This is a genomic window from Hirschia maritima DSM 19733, from assembly GCF_000378345.1.
GTDB classification, from domain to species: Bacteria; Pseudomonadota; Alphaproteobacteria; order Caulobacterales; family Hyphomonadaceae; genus Hirschia; species Hirschia maritima.
The window spans coordinates 769,659-785,397 of the sequence record NZ_KB899544.1 but is presented as its reverse complement, the minus strand read 5'-3'; the positions used below and the strand labels follow the sequence as shown (position 1 = coordinate 785,397).

The window sequence follows — 15,739 nt, the reverse complement described above, 5'->3', positions numbered from 1 at the left end:
GTCAATCTCACTCGCCATACCCATTACCCACGCATTATTTTGTGATGTTCCTCAATGTAATTTTTGAGTTGCAGTCCCAGAACCACCTTTTAGTGTAATGTATTTCACACTCATTCCATCACACAATTGTGAATTACATTGAGTAGCTAATCCTCCGGTTTTCACACCTAATACAGCAATAAGAGGAAGATATCAGCGAGGAAGAAAATCATGTTCAAACGACATTCCAGAAATGCTAGAAATTTGCTTTTCGCATCAATCATAGCAATTACTGCCGTTGGTTCGACATATGCTCAAGTCTCTACTTTCGAGCAATTCACTCCCCAAGATACTACTTCTGAAGCGGCGATTAGCTACGATCAGATTGATAGTTATCTCAAAGCACTTGGAGTTGTAGAGGATGGCCGTTATTTGCCCGCCTATGATGTCATTCGGTCCAATGGAATGGAGTTGCTCGACACTTTCATATCAAACCTTTCCAGAATAGAGGTTACTAATCTGAATGAAAATGAGCAATTGGCCTACTGGTTGAATATAAGAAACTTGATGGTCATAAAAGCTTTCGCTGATCAAAAATCACTTTCAAATTACAAAAGCAAACGCGGAACACCCGAAAACCCTGGACGAGTTTGGCTGGAAAAGCGCGCCACCATATCAGGCGTTGAACTATCAATTCACGACATCGAAAAAAATATAATATTATCGAACTGGAACGATCCAAACGTAATCTACGGTCTTTACCAAGGATTATCCGATGGCCCCGCCATGCATGCAAAAAGCTTTAGCGGAAAAACAGTTCAAACAGAGTTGGAAGAAGCCGGAAGACAATTTGCGAAACAAAAGAATAGTCTGAAAATCAAGAAAAACATCGCTAGAATTTCCCAATATTACAATTGGTACAAAGATGATGTTTTTGAAGGAAGCGATAGCGCACTAAGAGCTCATCTCTCAAATATGTTGACCGATAAAAGAGTGGCTAGCTTTAACTCAACTGACCAGTTCAAAGTTAAAAAGCTCAGCAGCAATATAGATAATTATAGACCGCGCCAAAACATAAATGTGCCTCGCAGTGGACACTCAGGATATGGCGCAGGAGGGTCCTAACAATTTGAGCCAACGCTCACAGCAAATACTTTATCTAATTGGAGGCTCTATAGTTCTTCTTACAATAGGGCTCTCCCTATTGTCATATTTCTTTCCCTATAGTCCTCAGATAAACACACATGCGCTCTGGGCGGTCATAACTATTTCCGCAATATCTGCGCTTTGCCTAACTGCAGTAATTCCGCATTTAAAAAAGCTCGAAAGCAGTAAAGAACGACTTTTATTTGTGTTCGCAACTGGGCTTTTAATGCGGGCAGTTCTTCTATTTTCGCAACCTATTCTGGAGGACGACTGGTATAGATACCTTTGGGACGGAGCGGTTGTAAATTCAGGTCACTCCCCCTATCAATTCGCACCTGCTGATTTTTCTCCGAACTTGTTTGACAACTCCGAACAGAGTTCACAAAAAACTCTCCCCTTAGAATTAGTTGAGTTGTCAAAAGCAAATAAAGTTCGCTTTGAGCGCATTAATTACCCCTATGTCAGTACTATTTACCCCCCAATTGCTCAACTTGGGTTTTCGCTATCAAACGCAATAGCGCCCTTTAATTTTTCAGCTTGGCGCGCACTCCTATTGGCAATTGATATTGCCAGTTTCTTTCTGTTGATTAAGGCGCTGCAATCTTATTCAAGGTCTCCACTATGGGCGATCCTTTATTGGTGGAACCCAGTTTTATTATTGCAGGGATTTGGTGCAGGACACATGGACCTGTTGCTAGTTCCCTTTCTTATATCAGCAATATGGATGACGAAATTATCTAAACCCTTCACAACAAGCGCTTTGCTTGCGGGTGCAGTCGGCGTCAAAATATGGCCCATTCTATTGGCTCCATTATTTATGACCTACTCTGGCAACAAACTCAAAGCTTACGCCAAATTCATTTTATCTTTCTGCATTCTTGCAGGCGTCATCCTGCTTCCACAATTATACCATGCAATATCGCCTGAGGCCGGCTTAACCACCTATTCTGAAACCTGGCGAACACATGCGTTTATTTTTGGTCTGCTTGAAGACTACGCCTTATCAATCTTTGACAATTCAGGGCAAACATCGCGTATTTTTGTGGCTATTTGCATATCAACAATTGCCCTTTCATTGGCCTATTGGTCTCGCAAGGATGTCGATAGATTGCCTCATGCCGCAGCGCTCACAGTATTAGCTTTAATACTCATGTCTCCGACTGGTTATCCATGGTATCTAATCTGGATAGCTGTTCTCATTCCGTTTTATCCAAATTTAGGAGTGATGAGTTTATTCATAACAGCACCTCTTTACTATTTTCGTTTTGTATTAGATGAGCAAGATCTCATTTATCAGTGGATTATACTGCCTGCCGCATTCGGTGTTCCTCTCGTGATATTTATTTCTTCCTTGCTGAAAGAAAAGCGAGGTATCACTTGAAAACAGCTATAATCATTCCAGCATTTAACGAAGCGCAAGCGATTGAGAGCGTCGTCAAAAATGCACTTCCACACGCGGACAGAGTTATTGTCGCAAACAATGGTTCAACGGATCAAACAGCTCGAATCGCGAAGCAAGCTGGTGCCGATGTTGTAGAAGTTCCCATTTCTGGATATGGCCGCGCCTGCTTGGCTGGGATCACGGCAGCTTCTGCTGCCGAACTATTCATTTTCATGGATGGAGATGCTGCAGACAATCCCGACGATATCCCAAGATTGATTTCTCCGATCCTCCATGGAGATGCAGAATTGGTAATTGGATCTCGTGTCAAAGGAAAAATAGAAAAAGGTGCGCTCACAATCCAACAAAGATGGGGCAATGCGTTGGCCTGCTTTCTAATCAAACAAATTTGGAAAACGGAATACACCGATTTGGGCCCATTTCGGGCTATCACTCGAAGAAGTTATGACCAACTCTCAATGTCTGCACCTACATTTGGCTGGACCGTTGAAATGCAAATCCGCGCAATAAAGGCCAACCTTAAAATTACCGAAGTTCCAACCGACTATCGTCGACGTATCGGCACTTCCAAAATCTCAGGAACGGTCAAAGGAGTTATCTTAGCAGGTATCTTTATTCTCGGTACAATCGGACGGGAATGTTTCACAACCAAAAGATATTAGCTCTCTAAAGCTTCAGCATCATCAAGCAGTTTGTCCACGCGCGCGCCTTGCGAAGGTTTACGGCGATCCAGTCGCTCGGTCACAAGAATAGCGCATAATTCATCATAAGCGATTTCGATATCATCATTGATAATAACAAAATCATACTCACCCCAACGTTTGATATCGCGCCCCGCACCTGACAAACGCTGCATCACTGCATCAGGGTTTGCACCTGGACGACCTTCCAATCGAGATTTCAGTTCTGAAATACTCGGTGGCAAGATAAACACCGAAACAACATCACCTGGCATGACCTGCTTGAGCACACGAGCACCTTGCCAATCAACATCAAAAAGAACATCCGTCCCCTTGCGTTGAAGACGCTCTACTTCACCTCGAGGCGTACCATAATAATTCCCAAAAACTTCTGCCCATTCAAGCAGTTCGTCTTCTTCAATCAGTCTCTCAAACTCTTCACGCGTTTTGAAATAATAATGCACTCCATCTTTTTCATCAGGACGCATTTCACGCGTAGTTGCCGAGATAGACAATTCAACCCCGTTCATCTCTTTAAGCATGCGACGGGTCAGAGTGGTTTTACCTGCCCCTGAAGGACTAGATACAACAAACATCACACCACGGCGATCAGGACGTTCAGGTTGAATTGGTTTATTCGACATTTTGGATCTGCTCTTTAAATTGATCGATACCAGCTTTAAGGGCCAAACCAACATTTGTCAGGTCCAGCGATGCCGATTTTGAACATAAAGTGTTTGCTTCGCGGTTAAGCTCCTGACACAAAAAGTCTAACTTGCGCCCGCGTGCACCTTTTCCGGCCAAAAGCTCTCTACCTGAAGCAATGTGTGCATCCAAACGATCAAGCTCTTCTTTCACATCCGCTTTTGCAGCAAAAACGGCAGCTTCCTGCGCGATGCGTTCTTCTGAAATATCATCTTCATCAGCTTTAAGAGCTTGAAGACGTTGAACAAAGCGATCACGCACCAGAGTTGGTTGTTCTTGTGCGATTTGGGCAGCTTGTTTTGAATTAGACTCAAGTTCATCAAGAACACCAGAGAGGATATTCAACAATGCTGCTCCCTCTTCAGCTCTTGCAGCTTCAAAACTGTCCAGCGCAGCATTTAAAGAATCGAGTAGTTGAACTTGTTTAGCTTCATCAAATGTATTGGAAGAACGATTGGAACCAGATGCAATTACGCCTTTAACACTCATCAATTGAGACAGATTATCTCCCAATGTTTCATTTGCTGCGGCATGCAAACGGCTTTGGCGAGATAGGCGTGACAAAAGAGCAGTATCTACGCGAGGACCAGTTTCTGTTTTCTCATGCTCGACTTGAAGCTGAACCTGCAGATTTCCACGTGTGAAACGCGCCTTTATCCGTTTTTTAGTTTCAAAATCCAGAGCATCCAAACCAGACGGTGTGTTCAAACGAACATCTAACCCTTTACCGTTCACGCTTCGGATTTCCCAAACCCAATGGCCCCAATCCGCGCTACCATCTGCACGCCCAAAACCGGTCATACCCATCAGAGCCATACCGTCTATCTCCCACCGATTTGATTGAAGCTATTGCTTCCGTTGTTTTTCTATACGACGCCAATTTGCGACATTACGCAAATGTTGTGCATGCGTTTCAGCGAATGCATGGCCACCTGTACCATCAGCCACAAAGAAAATGTAATTTGATTCAGGTGGATTAAGGACTGCGGCAATCGCATCTTTACCCGGACTACAAATTGGGCCGGGTGGCAATGCCGGAATCTTATATGTGTTGTACCCAGTTTCCATATTCAATTCGCTTCGACGAATACCGCGCTGTTTGCCATTGCGATCAACCAAACGTCCATTTTGGCAACGCTCAGGATGCAACATACACACGCCGTAGATAATTGTAGGGTCTGTTTCTAGTCGCATGGAGCGGCGCAATCGATTTGTGAACACAGCAGCCACTTCAGGGCGTTCTTCAGCAAGACCTGTTTCTTTTTCAACGATAGACGCCAAAATAATGGCGTCTCGTTTTGTTTCCACAGGAATGCCGCCCTGGCGTTCAGACCACAATTTATCAATTAAGGTATTTTGGGCAGTGATCATGCGTTTGACCAAATTTGCGCGGCTCTCACCACGAGACACCATATAGGTATCTGGCAGCATCACGCCTTCAGCAATGTCTTTCGGGACCTCTCCGCTCAGAATGACTTCCCCTGCAAGAAGAGCCAATATCATTTCACTGGTAAGTCCTTCAGGAATAGTGACCGGATAAAGAAGGGATTTTCCCTCTTCCAAGATTTTTACAATCTCTTCGAGACTTGCTCCTGAAGGAATTGCGTACTCTCCGGCTTTCATGCTGGTTTCAGCTTTTAGATATTTAGCAGCAACACGAAAATATCGCGTATCTTCAATAGCACCAGCTTCTTGAAGTACGTTCCCCATGCGAACCACACTGGCACCATTAGGTATCGTGACAATACGATCAGCACCATCCTCAGTTACAGGTCCTGAAGCCACCAATTCTTTTTTTGCATAAAAATACCCGCCAGCGGCCAATCCACCAGCGAGTACAATCAATGCTAAAAAAAGCAAAACGAGAATCTTCAAGGCACCGCCTTTCTTTTTCGGCGGGGTGTCAAAACTCGTTTCGTTCATTTTCTAATCTACTTGTTTAAGAACCAATGCTGCGTTTGTACCACCAAATCCAAACGAATTCGACACAGCAGCTTTAATTTCTCTCTTCACAGCTGTTTTAGGCGTTAAATTTACCTCAGCCTCGAAAGAAGGATTCTCAAGATTAATTGTCGGCGGTACGACATTATCGCGAATTGCCAATGCACAGAACGCTGTTTCAACCGCACCAGCAGCACCAAGAAGGTGACCAATTGCTGATTTAGTAGATGATAGATTTACGTTCTTGGCATGATCGCCCAGTACACGCTCAACGGCACGAACTTCAGTTTCATCACCTGCTGGTGTCGAAGTACCGTGTGCATTCACGTAATCAATGTCGGATGCTGACAGACCAGATTTTTCTAGTGCTGAACGCATGGCGCGCTCACCACCATTTCCTGACGTGTCAGGTGAAGTAATGTGGTATGCATCACCGGATAAACCATATCCAGCGACTTCAGCATAAATTTTTGCACCACGCGCTTTAGCGTGCTCATATTCTTCAAGAACAAGAATACCTGCGCCTTCCCCCATAACGAAACCATCGCGGCCTTCATCATATGGGCGAGACGCTGTTTCAGGTGCATCATTATAGCTAGTCGACATCGCACGACAGGCCACAAAACCTGCAATACCAATACGACATACAGCAGCTTCAGTACCACCAGCAACCATAACATCTGCATCGCCTGAAGCGATAAGACGCGCACTATCACCGATAGCGTGTGCACCTGTCGCACAAGCTGTAACAACAGCATGGTTTGGGCCTTTAAAGCCGTGTTTAATAGAAACTTGTCCAGATACAAGGTTAATCAATGCGCCCGGAATAAAGAAAGGGCTGATCTTACGTGGGCCTTTTTCGTGCAACACGATCGATGTATCTGCGATAGAGGATAGCCCCCCAATACCTGAACCAATCAAAACTCCAGTACGGAATTTCTCGTCATCTGTTTCAGGTGTCCATCCGGAATCGGCAACTGCTTCATCAGCAGCTGCCATCCCGTATAGGATAAATTCGTCAATGCGTCGTCTTTCCTTGGCAGACATAACTGCATCAGGATCAAATGAAGCGGGATCATCTTCTGATCCGCCACCGCGACCTGATTTCCAAGGAACCTGTCCTGCGATCTGGCAAGCCAGATCATCTGCATCAAAAGTATCAATCCGGCCAACGCCAGATTGTCCTTCGATTAATCGTGACCAACTGGCCTCACGCCCATTAGCGAGAGGCGTTGTTAATCCGATACCAGTGATAACTACGCGACGCATCAGATCTCTAAGGCTTAAACGCGCTCAGTGATGAATTTAACAGCGTCACCAACAGAGTTGATTTGCTCTTGTACTTCGTCTGGGATCTCAATAGCGAATTCTTCTTCAAACGCCATTACAAGCTCAACCAGGTCAAGACTATCAGCACCAAGATCTTCTTGGAATGTTGCTGCTTCTACAACTTTGTCTGCTTCTACTTCCAGGCGCTCAACCACGATTTTTTTAACGCGTTCGATTACGTCAGCCATGACTAAACCTCTTCTTTGTTAGCGGCTATGCGGAGAGACCCCGTCTTGCCTTAGTGAAACGGCGCGTTAACACGCCGAGTTTATTTTTACCATACTCCAAACAGAAAAATACTGTTTTAGAGCATCGCCATTCCGCCATTTACATGCAGAGTTTGCCCTGTCATGTAGCCTGCTTCATTACTGGCGAGATAAGCGACTGCAGCGGCAATGTCAGCCCCCTCACCCAATTTACCTGCAGGAATCGACGATAAAATGTGTGTTTTTTGCGCTTCATTGAGCTCATCAGTCATTGGAGACGCGATAAATCCGGGCGCAACACAGTTTACAGTGATGTTCCGACTCGCCACTTCCTGAGCCAAAGATTTGGAAAATCCAATCATTCCAGCTTTAGAAGCAGCATAATTTGTCTGACCAGGATTTCCTGTCACACCAACGATACTCGTAATCCCGATGATTCGGCCTGATTTACGCTTCATCATTCCACGCATACAAGACTTTGCGAGACGGAAATAAGATTGAAGATTGACGTTCAAAACCGTCTCAAAATCTTCTTCTTTCATACGCATCAACAAACCATCACGTGTGATACCTGCATTGGCCACAAGAATATCCAAGCCAGCGCCCAGAGCCTCTTCAGCTTTGCCCACGAGAGCAGATGTTTCTTCTGCATCTGACAAGTTACACGGCACAGCAAAAGCGCGCTCGCCTAGCTCTTCAACCAACACATCCAGCTTTTCTTTACGTGTTCCAGACAAAGCCACGCTTGCGCCACGTGCATGCAGTGTTTTGGCGATCTCACCACCAATTCCACCTGTTGCACCTGTGACAAGTGCAGTTTTTCCACTCAAATCAAACATGGATTATTCCCTAAGCTTCATCTAGCGATTTTGCGAACGCTTCCAAATCGGCAGGCGCATTCAATGCGATACCTTTTAGCGAACGCGCAATGCGTTTATTCATTGTTGTTAGAACCTTGCCTGCACCAGCTTCTACCGTAAGGTCAAGAGCGCCGCCGTCTTCAGCAGCCATCCACTCAACACTTTCACGCCAGCGTACACGGCCAGTCACCTGCTCCACCAATTGTTTGCGGATCAATTCAGGGTCTTCAGTCGGCTGAGCTGTCACATTCGCCACCAAAGGAGCCATTGGCGCGATAATTTTTGTCTCTGCCAGCGCAGCTTCCATTTTATCTTGTGCAGGCTGCATCAAGGAACAATGGAAAGGTGCACTCACGGCCAAAGGCACAGCTTTCTTAATGCCAAGATCGCCAGCCGACGCACATGCGGCATCAATGGCCGCCTTTGCGCCTGAAATCACAATCTGGCCTGGTGCATTGTCATTTGCGATATCACACGCGCCTGTCTTGAGACCAATTTCAACCATTGCTTCAGCTTGCGCCTGATCGGCCCCCAACAGAGCCGCCATAGCGCCTTCACCAGCTGCCACAGCATCCTGCATGGCCTCACCGCGCAAACGCAGCAAACGCGCAGTATCTGCAAGTTTGATAGACCCCACAGCTGCTAACGCAGAATACTCACCCAATGAGTGACCAGCCACAAATTTTGCATCCGCTGGTTTCACACCAAATTCGTTTTCCAGAGTCCGCATCACGGCAATAGACACAACCATCAGCGCTGGCTGTGTGTTGGCTGTCATTGTGAGCTGTTCTTCAGTGCCATTCCAGATCAGATCTGCAAACTTTTCACCCAGCGCATCATCAACTTCGTCAAAAACGGCTTTAGCTGCAGGGAAAGTTGTGGCGAGGTCTTGTCCCATTCCAACGCTTTGCGCGCCTTGTCCGGGAAAAATAAAAGCGAATCCGCTCAATGTCGTTACTCCGAAATCAGTTTTGCCCTTGGTAAATGGGCTAGCTCACGGATGCAAGGGGAGAATTAATTATAAGGGTATGATTGGCAATTATCAGTCCAAAGGCGATAAATAACCAACTCCACATAATTATCAGAGCAGTAAATTTATGCAGACTGACGCATGTTTTCTAGGAAAGATTCAATCCGTTCACGAAGAACAATAGATTGTTCAGTCATTGTCTCTGAAGATGTTTTGACACGTTCAGCTGCCGCACCAGCTTCCTGAGCTGCTGTGTTCACTGAAGTGATGTTCCCATCGACTTCTCTTACCCCAGACGAAGCGTGCTGAACAGAAGAAGAGATTTCTCCAGTTGCAGAAGCTTGCTGTGAAATTGAGTCAGCAATTTCTGCAGACGAGATTTCCAATTCACGAATTACATCTAGAATTTCGCGAATACCACGAACTGTTTCACCCGTAACAGACTGAATACCTGAAACTTGCTCCTGAATGTCTTCAGTCGCTTTAGCTGTTTGGCTAGCAAGGTTCTTAACCTCAGATGCGACAACAGCAAAGCCTTTACCCATTTCACCTGCGCGGGCGGCCTCAATAGTAGCGTTTAGTGCTAGTAAATTTGTTTGGGATGCAATATTTGTAATCAGCTCCACAACTTCACCAATAGACGTAGTCGCAGTTTCAAGACTAGAAACATGTGATTGAACCGCTTCAGCTCGTGCGGCAGCTTGCGATGTTGCTTGATCAGAATGCGTGATACGGCTTCCAATTTCATTAATAGATGCTGAAAGTTGCTCAGCGGCGGCAGCCACATTCTCAACGCTTGCAGATGCTGAACCTGATGCACGGGTAACATCTGAAAGACGTTCCTGAGTGTTATGGGATACTTCAGACATGGTACCAGAGCTTTGATCAAGATTATCCATCGCGATGGACATTGTGTTGAGTGATGACTGAACTTCTTTTTCAAAATCTTTTGTTACTTGGTCCATATAAGTTACGCGTGCTTCGGCTTCTTCTTCACGTTGTTTTGCCGCAAGCTGTTCTGCGGCTGCACGCTCTTCGTTCTCAATCATTTCTTTTCTAAAAAATTCGACAGCTTCCGCTAAGCCACCCAATTCATCTTTACGTGCAATACCTGGAACCTGTAATCCATGTTTACCACCAGCAATTTCGTTGGTAGCATCAGTAAGGGATTTCATAGGTCTGGTGATACGACGTGACAGAAGATATCCAATTAGACTTGTTAATATGATCATCATGGCAGAGATTAAAATTGCCTGATTTCTCATTCCTTCTGCGGGTTTTAGGACTTCTGTTTTTTCTCTTTCGGTGATGACTTCCCATTTCACACCATGGAATTCTATTGGAGAAATCCCAGCATATACATCTTTACCCAAATAGTTAGTGATGTGAGATGTCTGCTCTATATCATTAAGAAATTCATTCGGTACTTTTTGCTTCAGTAAAGTACTATCTTTAGAACGAGGTGCGTCAGTTCGCATAACTGCATCAGAACCAATAACGTAAGACTGCCCTGTTTCCCCGAGCCCATTTAGGTTGTTAACTGCTGCATTCAAATTATCAATTGGCATCTGGAATACGAGTATGCCTGCTTTTCCCCCATTTCCATCTGGAATGGCAGTGGAAATAAAGCTTGCTGGAGCTCCATGACTGGGCGCATAAGGCGCAAAATCAAAGAATGAGATTGAGCCAAGTGTTGAAGCTTGAGCAGCTCTAAAGGCGTTACCAAGATCTGAGTTTTTGTATTCGCCAGTGTTTAGATTAGTTGCATAATCCAATTCTTTAAAAACTGAATAGACAAGGTCACCTTCGTTAGAAAATAGGAAGATATCATAATATCCACGGTCTCTTAGAAATTGACGAAACCAGTTATGATATCCGCCATGGACTTCTGAATATAAAGATCCATCATTACCTGCATCAAGATTTTCTTTTTGACCTAACGGATGCGGGTTATCCTTGATGTAAATATCCTGCAGTATCTTTTTTTGATTTCCACCGAGTTCATTCCAGGCGGATGTAAAATCTTCTACAGCATTTTTCGTGTATGGATTAGATGATACCGTACGTAAATCTTGTTCGATTGATCCCAGATAGCGTTCGAGTGTCATTTTTCTCTCATTAGCGATTTGCTTGAGATTGTCATCCACATTGCTAATTAGTGACTGTTTTGCATCATTATAATTTGACACACCCAATGCGCCGCCGACAATTGCACCTGTTCCAACAACAAGGGTGGTCAATTTTTGCGACATAGACAGATGATCAAATAGTTTCAACATATCAAACAGCTCCAACACTCTCAAAGAGAAATTTCTCCTATCTTTTCAGGCCAAATATGGTTTACGGGGAGTTAAATTTGCTGGTTTGAATAATATTTATTTAGAATCATTCAAAAGAGTTAATTTTTAGACTTTCTTTGTTCATGAAACTGTCACTTTGGGACGCAATAACCATTTAAAAATTCTTCTTAGGTGGAACTAAAGCTTGCTTCGGGATAATCCAAAACTAATCCCCCTCCCTCACAATCCTCCCCATACTGATCCCATCTTCTCATCGCATTGTGTGGGCGGAAATTGCGCGACCGACTTGGCATTTCTGATGAGGAAACTGATATCCTGAGGGGACTCGCTGGTCTTTAGCTTCGGTAGACCGGAAAGAGCTTTTGGGCGCTGTACCAGAAAGGGAACCAGAGGAGGTACGCTTCCCTGGCTGAGGTTCATGGAGCCTCTGTAAGACAGGTCTTCACTGCGGACAAAATATCAGGTGAGGCGTTGCCAGAGGCAGCTACTTATACTGCTGGAGCGATCCAGCTATCCTTATCGCTGTTAATGGCAACGCCTTGCAGCCCATGATTTCAGCATACCGTCAGGCGCTAGCGCCGTGACGATTTTGGTGTTTGGCTCAGCATCCCCTTGCCATCCCGTGCTCGACACGGGATCCACTCATCAATTGAGAATGGCCTTGCGATGGTCGGAATGCATTTGAGGCACGCCAACTCAATTTGACCTCAAAGCCAGCCCAAGTTCAAAAGTGGATCCCAAATCAAGTTTGGGATGACAACACTTCTTGTTTGTAAAGCCAAGTTTATCAACTCTCTGCATCATACCCGACGAGCTTGCTCATCAAGGTATCCTCCCCCCATAATTGCATCGCTTCTTGGCATTGGCAGAATTCGAGATGGATGCCCTGACGCGCTGTGCCGGGCAGGACGGTAAGAAAAACCTGACGCCCTTGTTAAGGTTAGATATTGTTCCCAACAAAACGCTTGATTCATCGCTCAAAAAATGCATATTGCGCGCTTCGCCAGATTGGCGGTCCCGTCTTCGTTGTTTGAAGACATCAGGGATCCGACGTTTTGAGGTCGCCCTTCGTCCCCAAAGCGCCGCCAGTCGCTAGAAGGGAATTTATCTATGGCGTTCTATGAACACGTGGTCATCTCGAGACCAGACGTATCTCCACAGCAAGTTGAAACACTTGTTGAAGAGCTTACAGCAATCGTTACTGAACAAAAAGGTTCTGTTGCTAAAACAGAATACTGGGGTCTTCGTAACCTTGCTTACCCAATCAACAAATCCCGCAAGGGCCACTACTCACTTCTAAACATTGATGGACCAGCTGCTGCGATCCAAGAAGTTGAGCGTCGCTTGCGCATCAATGAAGACGTACTTCGTTTCTTGACAATCAAGGTTGACGAACTGTCGGAAGACCCATCACCAGTGATGTCACGTAAAGACCGTGGCGACAAAGGTGACAGAGGCGACCGTGGTGACCGTAAACCTCGTCGTGACCGTGAGGAGTTTTAATAATGGCCCAGCAAAAACTGAACATTTCTAACATTCCGTCACGCCGTCCATTTGGTCGTCGTCGTAAAGTTTGTCCTTTCTCAGGCGATGCAGCTCCTGCAATCGACTATAAAGACGTAAAGCTTCTTCAGCGTTACGTTTCTGAAAAAGGTAAAATCGTACCTGCTCGCATCACAGCAGTAAGCCAAAAGAAACAGCGCCGCTTGTCTCAAGCAATCAAACGCGCTCGTCACTTGGCTCTTCTGCCATACGCAGTGAAATAAGGGAGACTGATTATGGACGTTATTCTCCTAGAACGCGTAGACAAGCTTGGAAACATTGGTGACGTTGTATCCGTGAAAAACGGTTACGGTCGTAACTTCCTGCTTCCGCAAAACAAAGCTCTTCTTGCAAACGCTGCTAACAAAGCACGTTTTGAAGCTGAGCGTGAGCACATTGAAGCTCGCAACGCTGCAGCACGTGAAGAAGCACGCAAATCTGGTGAAGAACTAGATGGTGTATCTTACGTTCTTATCCGCCAGTCAGGCGACACAGGAATCCTTTACGGTTCTGTATCTGCTCGCGATATCGCTGCTGCTGCTGCTGAAGCTGGTCACCCAATTCTGCGTAGTCAGATTGAAATCAACAACCCGTTGAAAACAATCGGTCTACACAAAGTGACAGCACGTCTTCACGCTGAAGTTCAAATCGAGATCAACATCAACATCGCACGTTCAGAAGATGAAGCTGAACGCCAAGCTGCTGGTGAAAACGTGATCGAAGCTGCTCTTGAAGCTGATAAAGCTGAAGCTGATGCACAAGCTGAAGAAATGGCGCAAGCCGCTCGTGAAGCTGCTGCTGAACGCGGTGACGCTGACGAAGAAGTGTAAACTTCTTTTTCAATTCGATTTAAAGAAAGCGACTCTCATTCGAGGGTCGCTTTTTTTGTTCCCTTTTTGCCTCATCTTTTCCACAGAGCTGCAAAAACTGTGAGCTTTGGTAAATCTGTTAAAGATCTCCGCGCAAAAAAAGGTTAATATCGTTAACATGAATGAGAATGATATCCCTGACTTCCCGCCGCAGGACTTTCCGGACTCCATGCCGGAAGGCCCTCCGCCGAATGGAAACTTCGAGCCTATGGACCCGCATGAGGACTTGGCATCCGTAAGCGCACCTGCTCCGACGAAACCATCAGGATCTGCAGGCACTGGGTCTGCGGTTGATGAACCACACAATCTAGCTGCTGAAATGGCAGTATTGGGTGCAATTCTCTATGATAACAACGCCTTCCAGCGTGTAGGGGACCTTTTACAAGGATCTGACTTTTACGCTCCCGCGAACACACGCATCTTTGAAACAGCTCAACAAATGATCCTTAAGGGTCGCGTTGCTGATGGTGTAACCTTAATGGAGCAGTTTGAGAATGATGGCATATTCTCGGACATCGGTGGCGCGCAATACCTCACCACCCTGCTCGATTCAGCCGCTTTTGGCCCCGAGATAATCGACTATGCACGACTGATTCGTGATGTCGCTATCCGCCGCGAGCTTATGCAGATCGGTTCAACAATTGTTCAGAGTGCTGCTAAAAGCACCGGAGAAGTTGACGGTCCAGGACAAATTGAGTCAGCAGAAAAACAACTCTTTGCATTGGCTGAACGCGGAACTGCACAAGGTGGCTTTGTTAGCTTTGAAGAAGCCGTCACCAAATCAATCGAAGATGCTACAATTGCCTATCAATCTGATGGTGGATTATCGGGTATCTCCACGGGTCTGGATGATCTGGATCAGAAAATTGGTGGCCTGCACCGCTCCGACCTGCTTATCCTTGCGGGTCGTCCTTCGATGGGTAAAACCGCCCTCGCAACCAACATTGCATTCAACATTGCCAAAGCCTGTGTTCGTGAAAAGCAGCCAGACGACAGCTATAAAAGCGTTGAAGGTGGTGTTGTTGGGTTTTATTCTCTTGAGATGTCCGCTGACCAGCTAGCCGGACGTATTCTTGCGGATGTATCAGAAGTGCCATCGGATAAAATCCGCCGTGGTGACATGGATGAAAATGACTATGCTCGCCTAAGAGAAGCTGCCAAAGAAATTGAACGCATCCCACTGCACATTGATGACACTGGTGGTATCTCAATCTCTCAGCTTGCTGCGCGTGCCCGTCGATTGCAACGCAGCAATGGGCTAGACCTCCTCGTGATTGACTATCTTCAACTGGTGACCGCCGCGGCTGGATCTAAATCAGATAGCCGTGTGCAGGAAGTTTCCCAGATCACAATGTCGATGAAATCATTGGCAAAAGAATTAGCTATCCCAGTCATCGCCCTTTCCCAGCTTTCTCGTAAAGTTGAAGAAAGAGATGATAAACGCCCTCAATTGTCTGACCTTCGTGAATCGGGATCGATTGAGCAAGATGCCGATATGGTGATGTTTGTGTATCGCGAAAGCTATTATCTGGAACGTCAGGAACCAGACGAAAACAATGAAAATTTCCTCGCGTGGAAAGAGCGCATGGAATCAAAAGCCGGAAAAGCTGAAGTCATTGTTGCAAAGCAACGTCACGGACCAATCGGGCGCGTTGAACTAGCCTTTGATTCTAATCGCGTGCGTTTTGGAAACCTTGCTCCGGCATTTCGTTCAAATGATGATTATGGTGACGAATAAAATTCTTGAAATTCAAGATAATCCTCGCTCTTGCCACAAAATCAGACTAATTCACGGGTCATGACTTCATCT

15 protein-coding genes are annotated in these 15,739 nt (G+C 45.7%); 7 read left to right on the top strand and 8 right to left on the bottom strand.

Annotation, left to right across the window (positions count from 1 at the left end; all coding sequences use genetic code 11):
• Nucleotides 1-210 precede the first annotated feature (210 nt).
• The 3 genes from F551_RS0103745 (at nt 211) to F551_RS0103735 (ending at nt 3,189) form a co-directional block, all read left to right on the top strand.
• A complete protein-coding gene (locus F551_RS0103745) occupies nt 211-1,104 on the top strand; it encodes a DUF547 domain-containing protein (RefSeq protein WP_018996145.1) in 894 nt (297 codons plus the stop codon).
• A 247-nt stretch (nt 1,105-1,351) separates the two neighbouring features.
• Entirely contained in the window at nt 1,352-2,506 is a 1,155-nt protein-coding gene (locus F551_RS0103740; RefSeq protein ID WP_169334120.1) for a glycosyltransferase 87 family protein, read from the top strand.
• Nucleotides 2,503-3,189, top strand: coding sequence for a glycosyltransferase family 2 protein (locus F551_RS0103735; RefSeq protein WP_018996143.1), 687 nt, complete (start codon nt 2,503-2,505; stop codon nt 3,187-3,189). Before F551_RS0103740 ends, F551_RS0103735 begins: the two co-directional genes overlap by 4 nt.
• On the opposite strand, the gene gmk is transcribed toward F551_RS0103735, so the two are convergent.
• The 8 genes from gmk to F551_RS0103695 all read right to left on the bottom strand — a co-directional run bounded on the left by gmk (nt 3,186) and on the right by F551_RS0103695 (nt 11,497).
• Nucleotides 3,186-3,851 (bottom strand): guanylate kinase, encoded by a 666-nt coding sequence (gene gmk, locus F551_RS0103730; RefSeq protein ID WP_018996142.1) that lies wholly within the window; start codon nt 3,849-3,851, stop codon nt 3,186-3,188. The two genes, F551_RS0103735 and gmk, sit on opposite strands and share 4 nt — an antisense overlap.
• Nucleotides 3,841-4,728 carry a YicC/YloC family endoribonuclease gene (locus F551_RS0103725; protein WP_018996141.1) on the bottom strand — a complete coding sequence of 296 codons (888 nt, stop codon included), beginning with the start codon at nt 4,726-4,728 and terminating at the stop codon, nt 3,841-3,843. The genes gmk and F551_RS0103725 overlap by 11 nt, the downstream gene beginning before the upstream one ends.
• A 30-nt stretch (nt 4,729-4,758) precedes the next feature.
• Nucleotides 4,759-5,835, bottom strand: coding sequence for an endolytic transglycosylase MltG (mltG, locus tag F551_RS0103720; protein ID WP_018996140.1), 1,077 nt, complete (start codon nt 5,833-5,835; stop codon nt 4,759-4,761).
• Nucleotides 5,836-5,838: 3 nt separating this feature from the next.
• Entirely contained in the window at nt 5,839-7,122 is a 1,284-nt protein-coding gene (gene fabF / locus F551_RS0103715; protein WP_018996139.1) for a beta-ketoacyl-ACP synthase II, read from the bottom strand.
• A 14-nt stretch (nt 7,123-7,136) separates the two neighbouring features.
• Nucleotides 7,137-7,370 (bottom strand): acyl carrier protein, encoded by a 234-nt coding sequence (locus F551_RS0103710; RefSeq protein WP_018996138.1) that lies wholly within the window; start codon nt 7,368-7,370, stop codon nt 7,137-7,139.
• A gap of 116 nt (nt 7,371-7,486) precedes the next feature.
• Complete coding sequence (gene fabG / locus F551_RS0103705; protein WP_018996137.1) at nt 7,487-8,227, bottom strand: 3-oxoacyl-[acyl-carrier-protein] reductase; 741 nt, start codon at nt 8,225-8,227, stop codon at nt 7,487-7,489.
• 10 nt (nt 8,228-8,237) lie between these two features.
• Nucleotides 8,238-9,197: an ACP S-malonyltransferase gene (fabD, locus tag F551_RS0103700; RefSeq protein WP_018996136.1), complete on the bottom strand. Its 960-nt coding sequence runs from the start codon at nt 9,195-9,197 to the stop codon at nt 8,238-8,240.
• Between the two features lie 146 nt (nt 9,198-9,343).
• Entirely contained in the window at nt 9,344-11,497 is a 2,154-nt protein-coding gene (locus F551_RS0103695; RefSeq protein ID WP_018996135.1) for a methyl-accepting chemotaxis protein, read from the bottom strand.
• Nucleotides 11,498-12,628: 1,131 nt separating this feature from the next.
• Between F551_RS0103695 and rpsF the strand changes: the two genes are divergently transcribed.
• From rpsF to F551_RS0103670, 4 genes are all read left to right on the top strand, one after another.
• Entirely contained in the window at nt 12,629-13,021 is a 393-nt protein-coding gene (gene rpsF, locus F551_RS0103685; protein ID WP_018996133.1) for a 30S ribosomal protein S6, read from the top strand.
• A gap of 2 nt (nt 13,022-13,023) precedes the next feature.
• Complete coding sequence (gene rpsR / locus F551_RS0103680) at nt 13,024-13,284, top strand: 30S ribosomal protein S18 (RefSeq protein ID WP_018996132.1); 261 nt, start codon at nt 13,024-13,026, stop codon at nt 13,282-13,284.
• A 12-nt stretch (nt 13,285-13,296) separates the two neighbouring features.
• Entirely contained in the window at nt 13,297-13,890 is a 594-nt protein-coding gene (gene rplI, locus F551_RS0103675; RefSeq protein ID WP_018996131.1) for a 50S ribosomal protein L9, read from the top strand.
• A gap of 157 nt (nt 13,891-14,047) precedes the next feature.
• On the top strand, nt 14,048-15,667 hold the full coding sequence (locus F551_RS0103670) for a replicative DNA helicase (protein ID WP_018996130.1): 1,620 nt from the start codon (nt 14,048-14,050) through the stop codon (nt 15,665-15,667).
• The last annotated feature ends 72 nt before the right edge of the window (nt 15,668-15,739 follow it).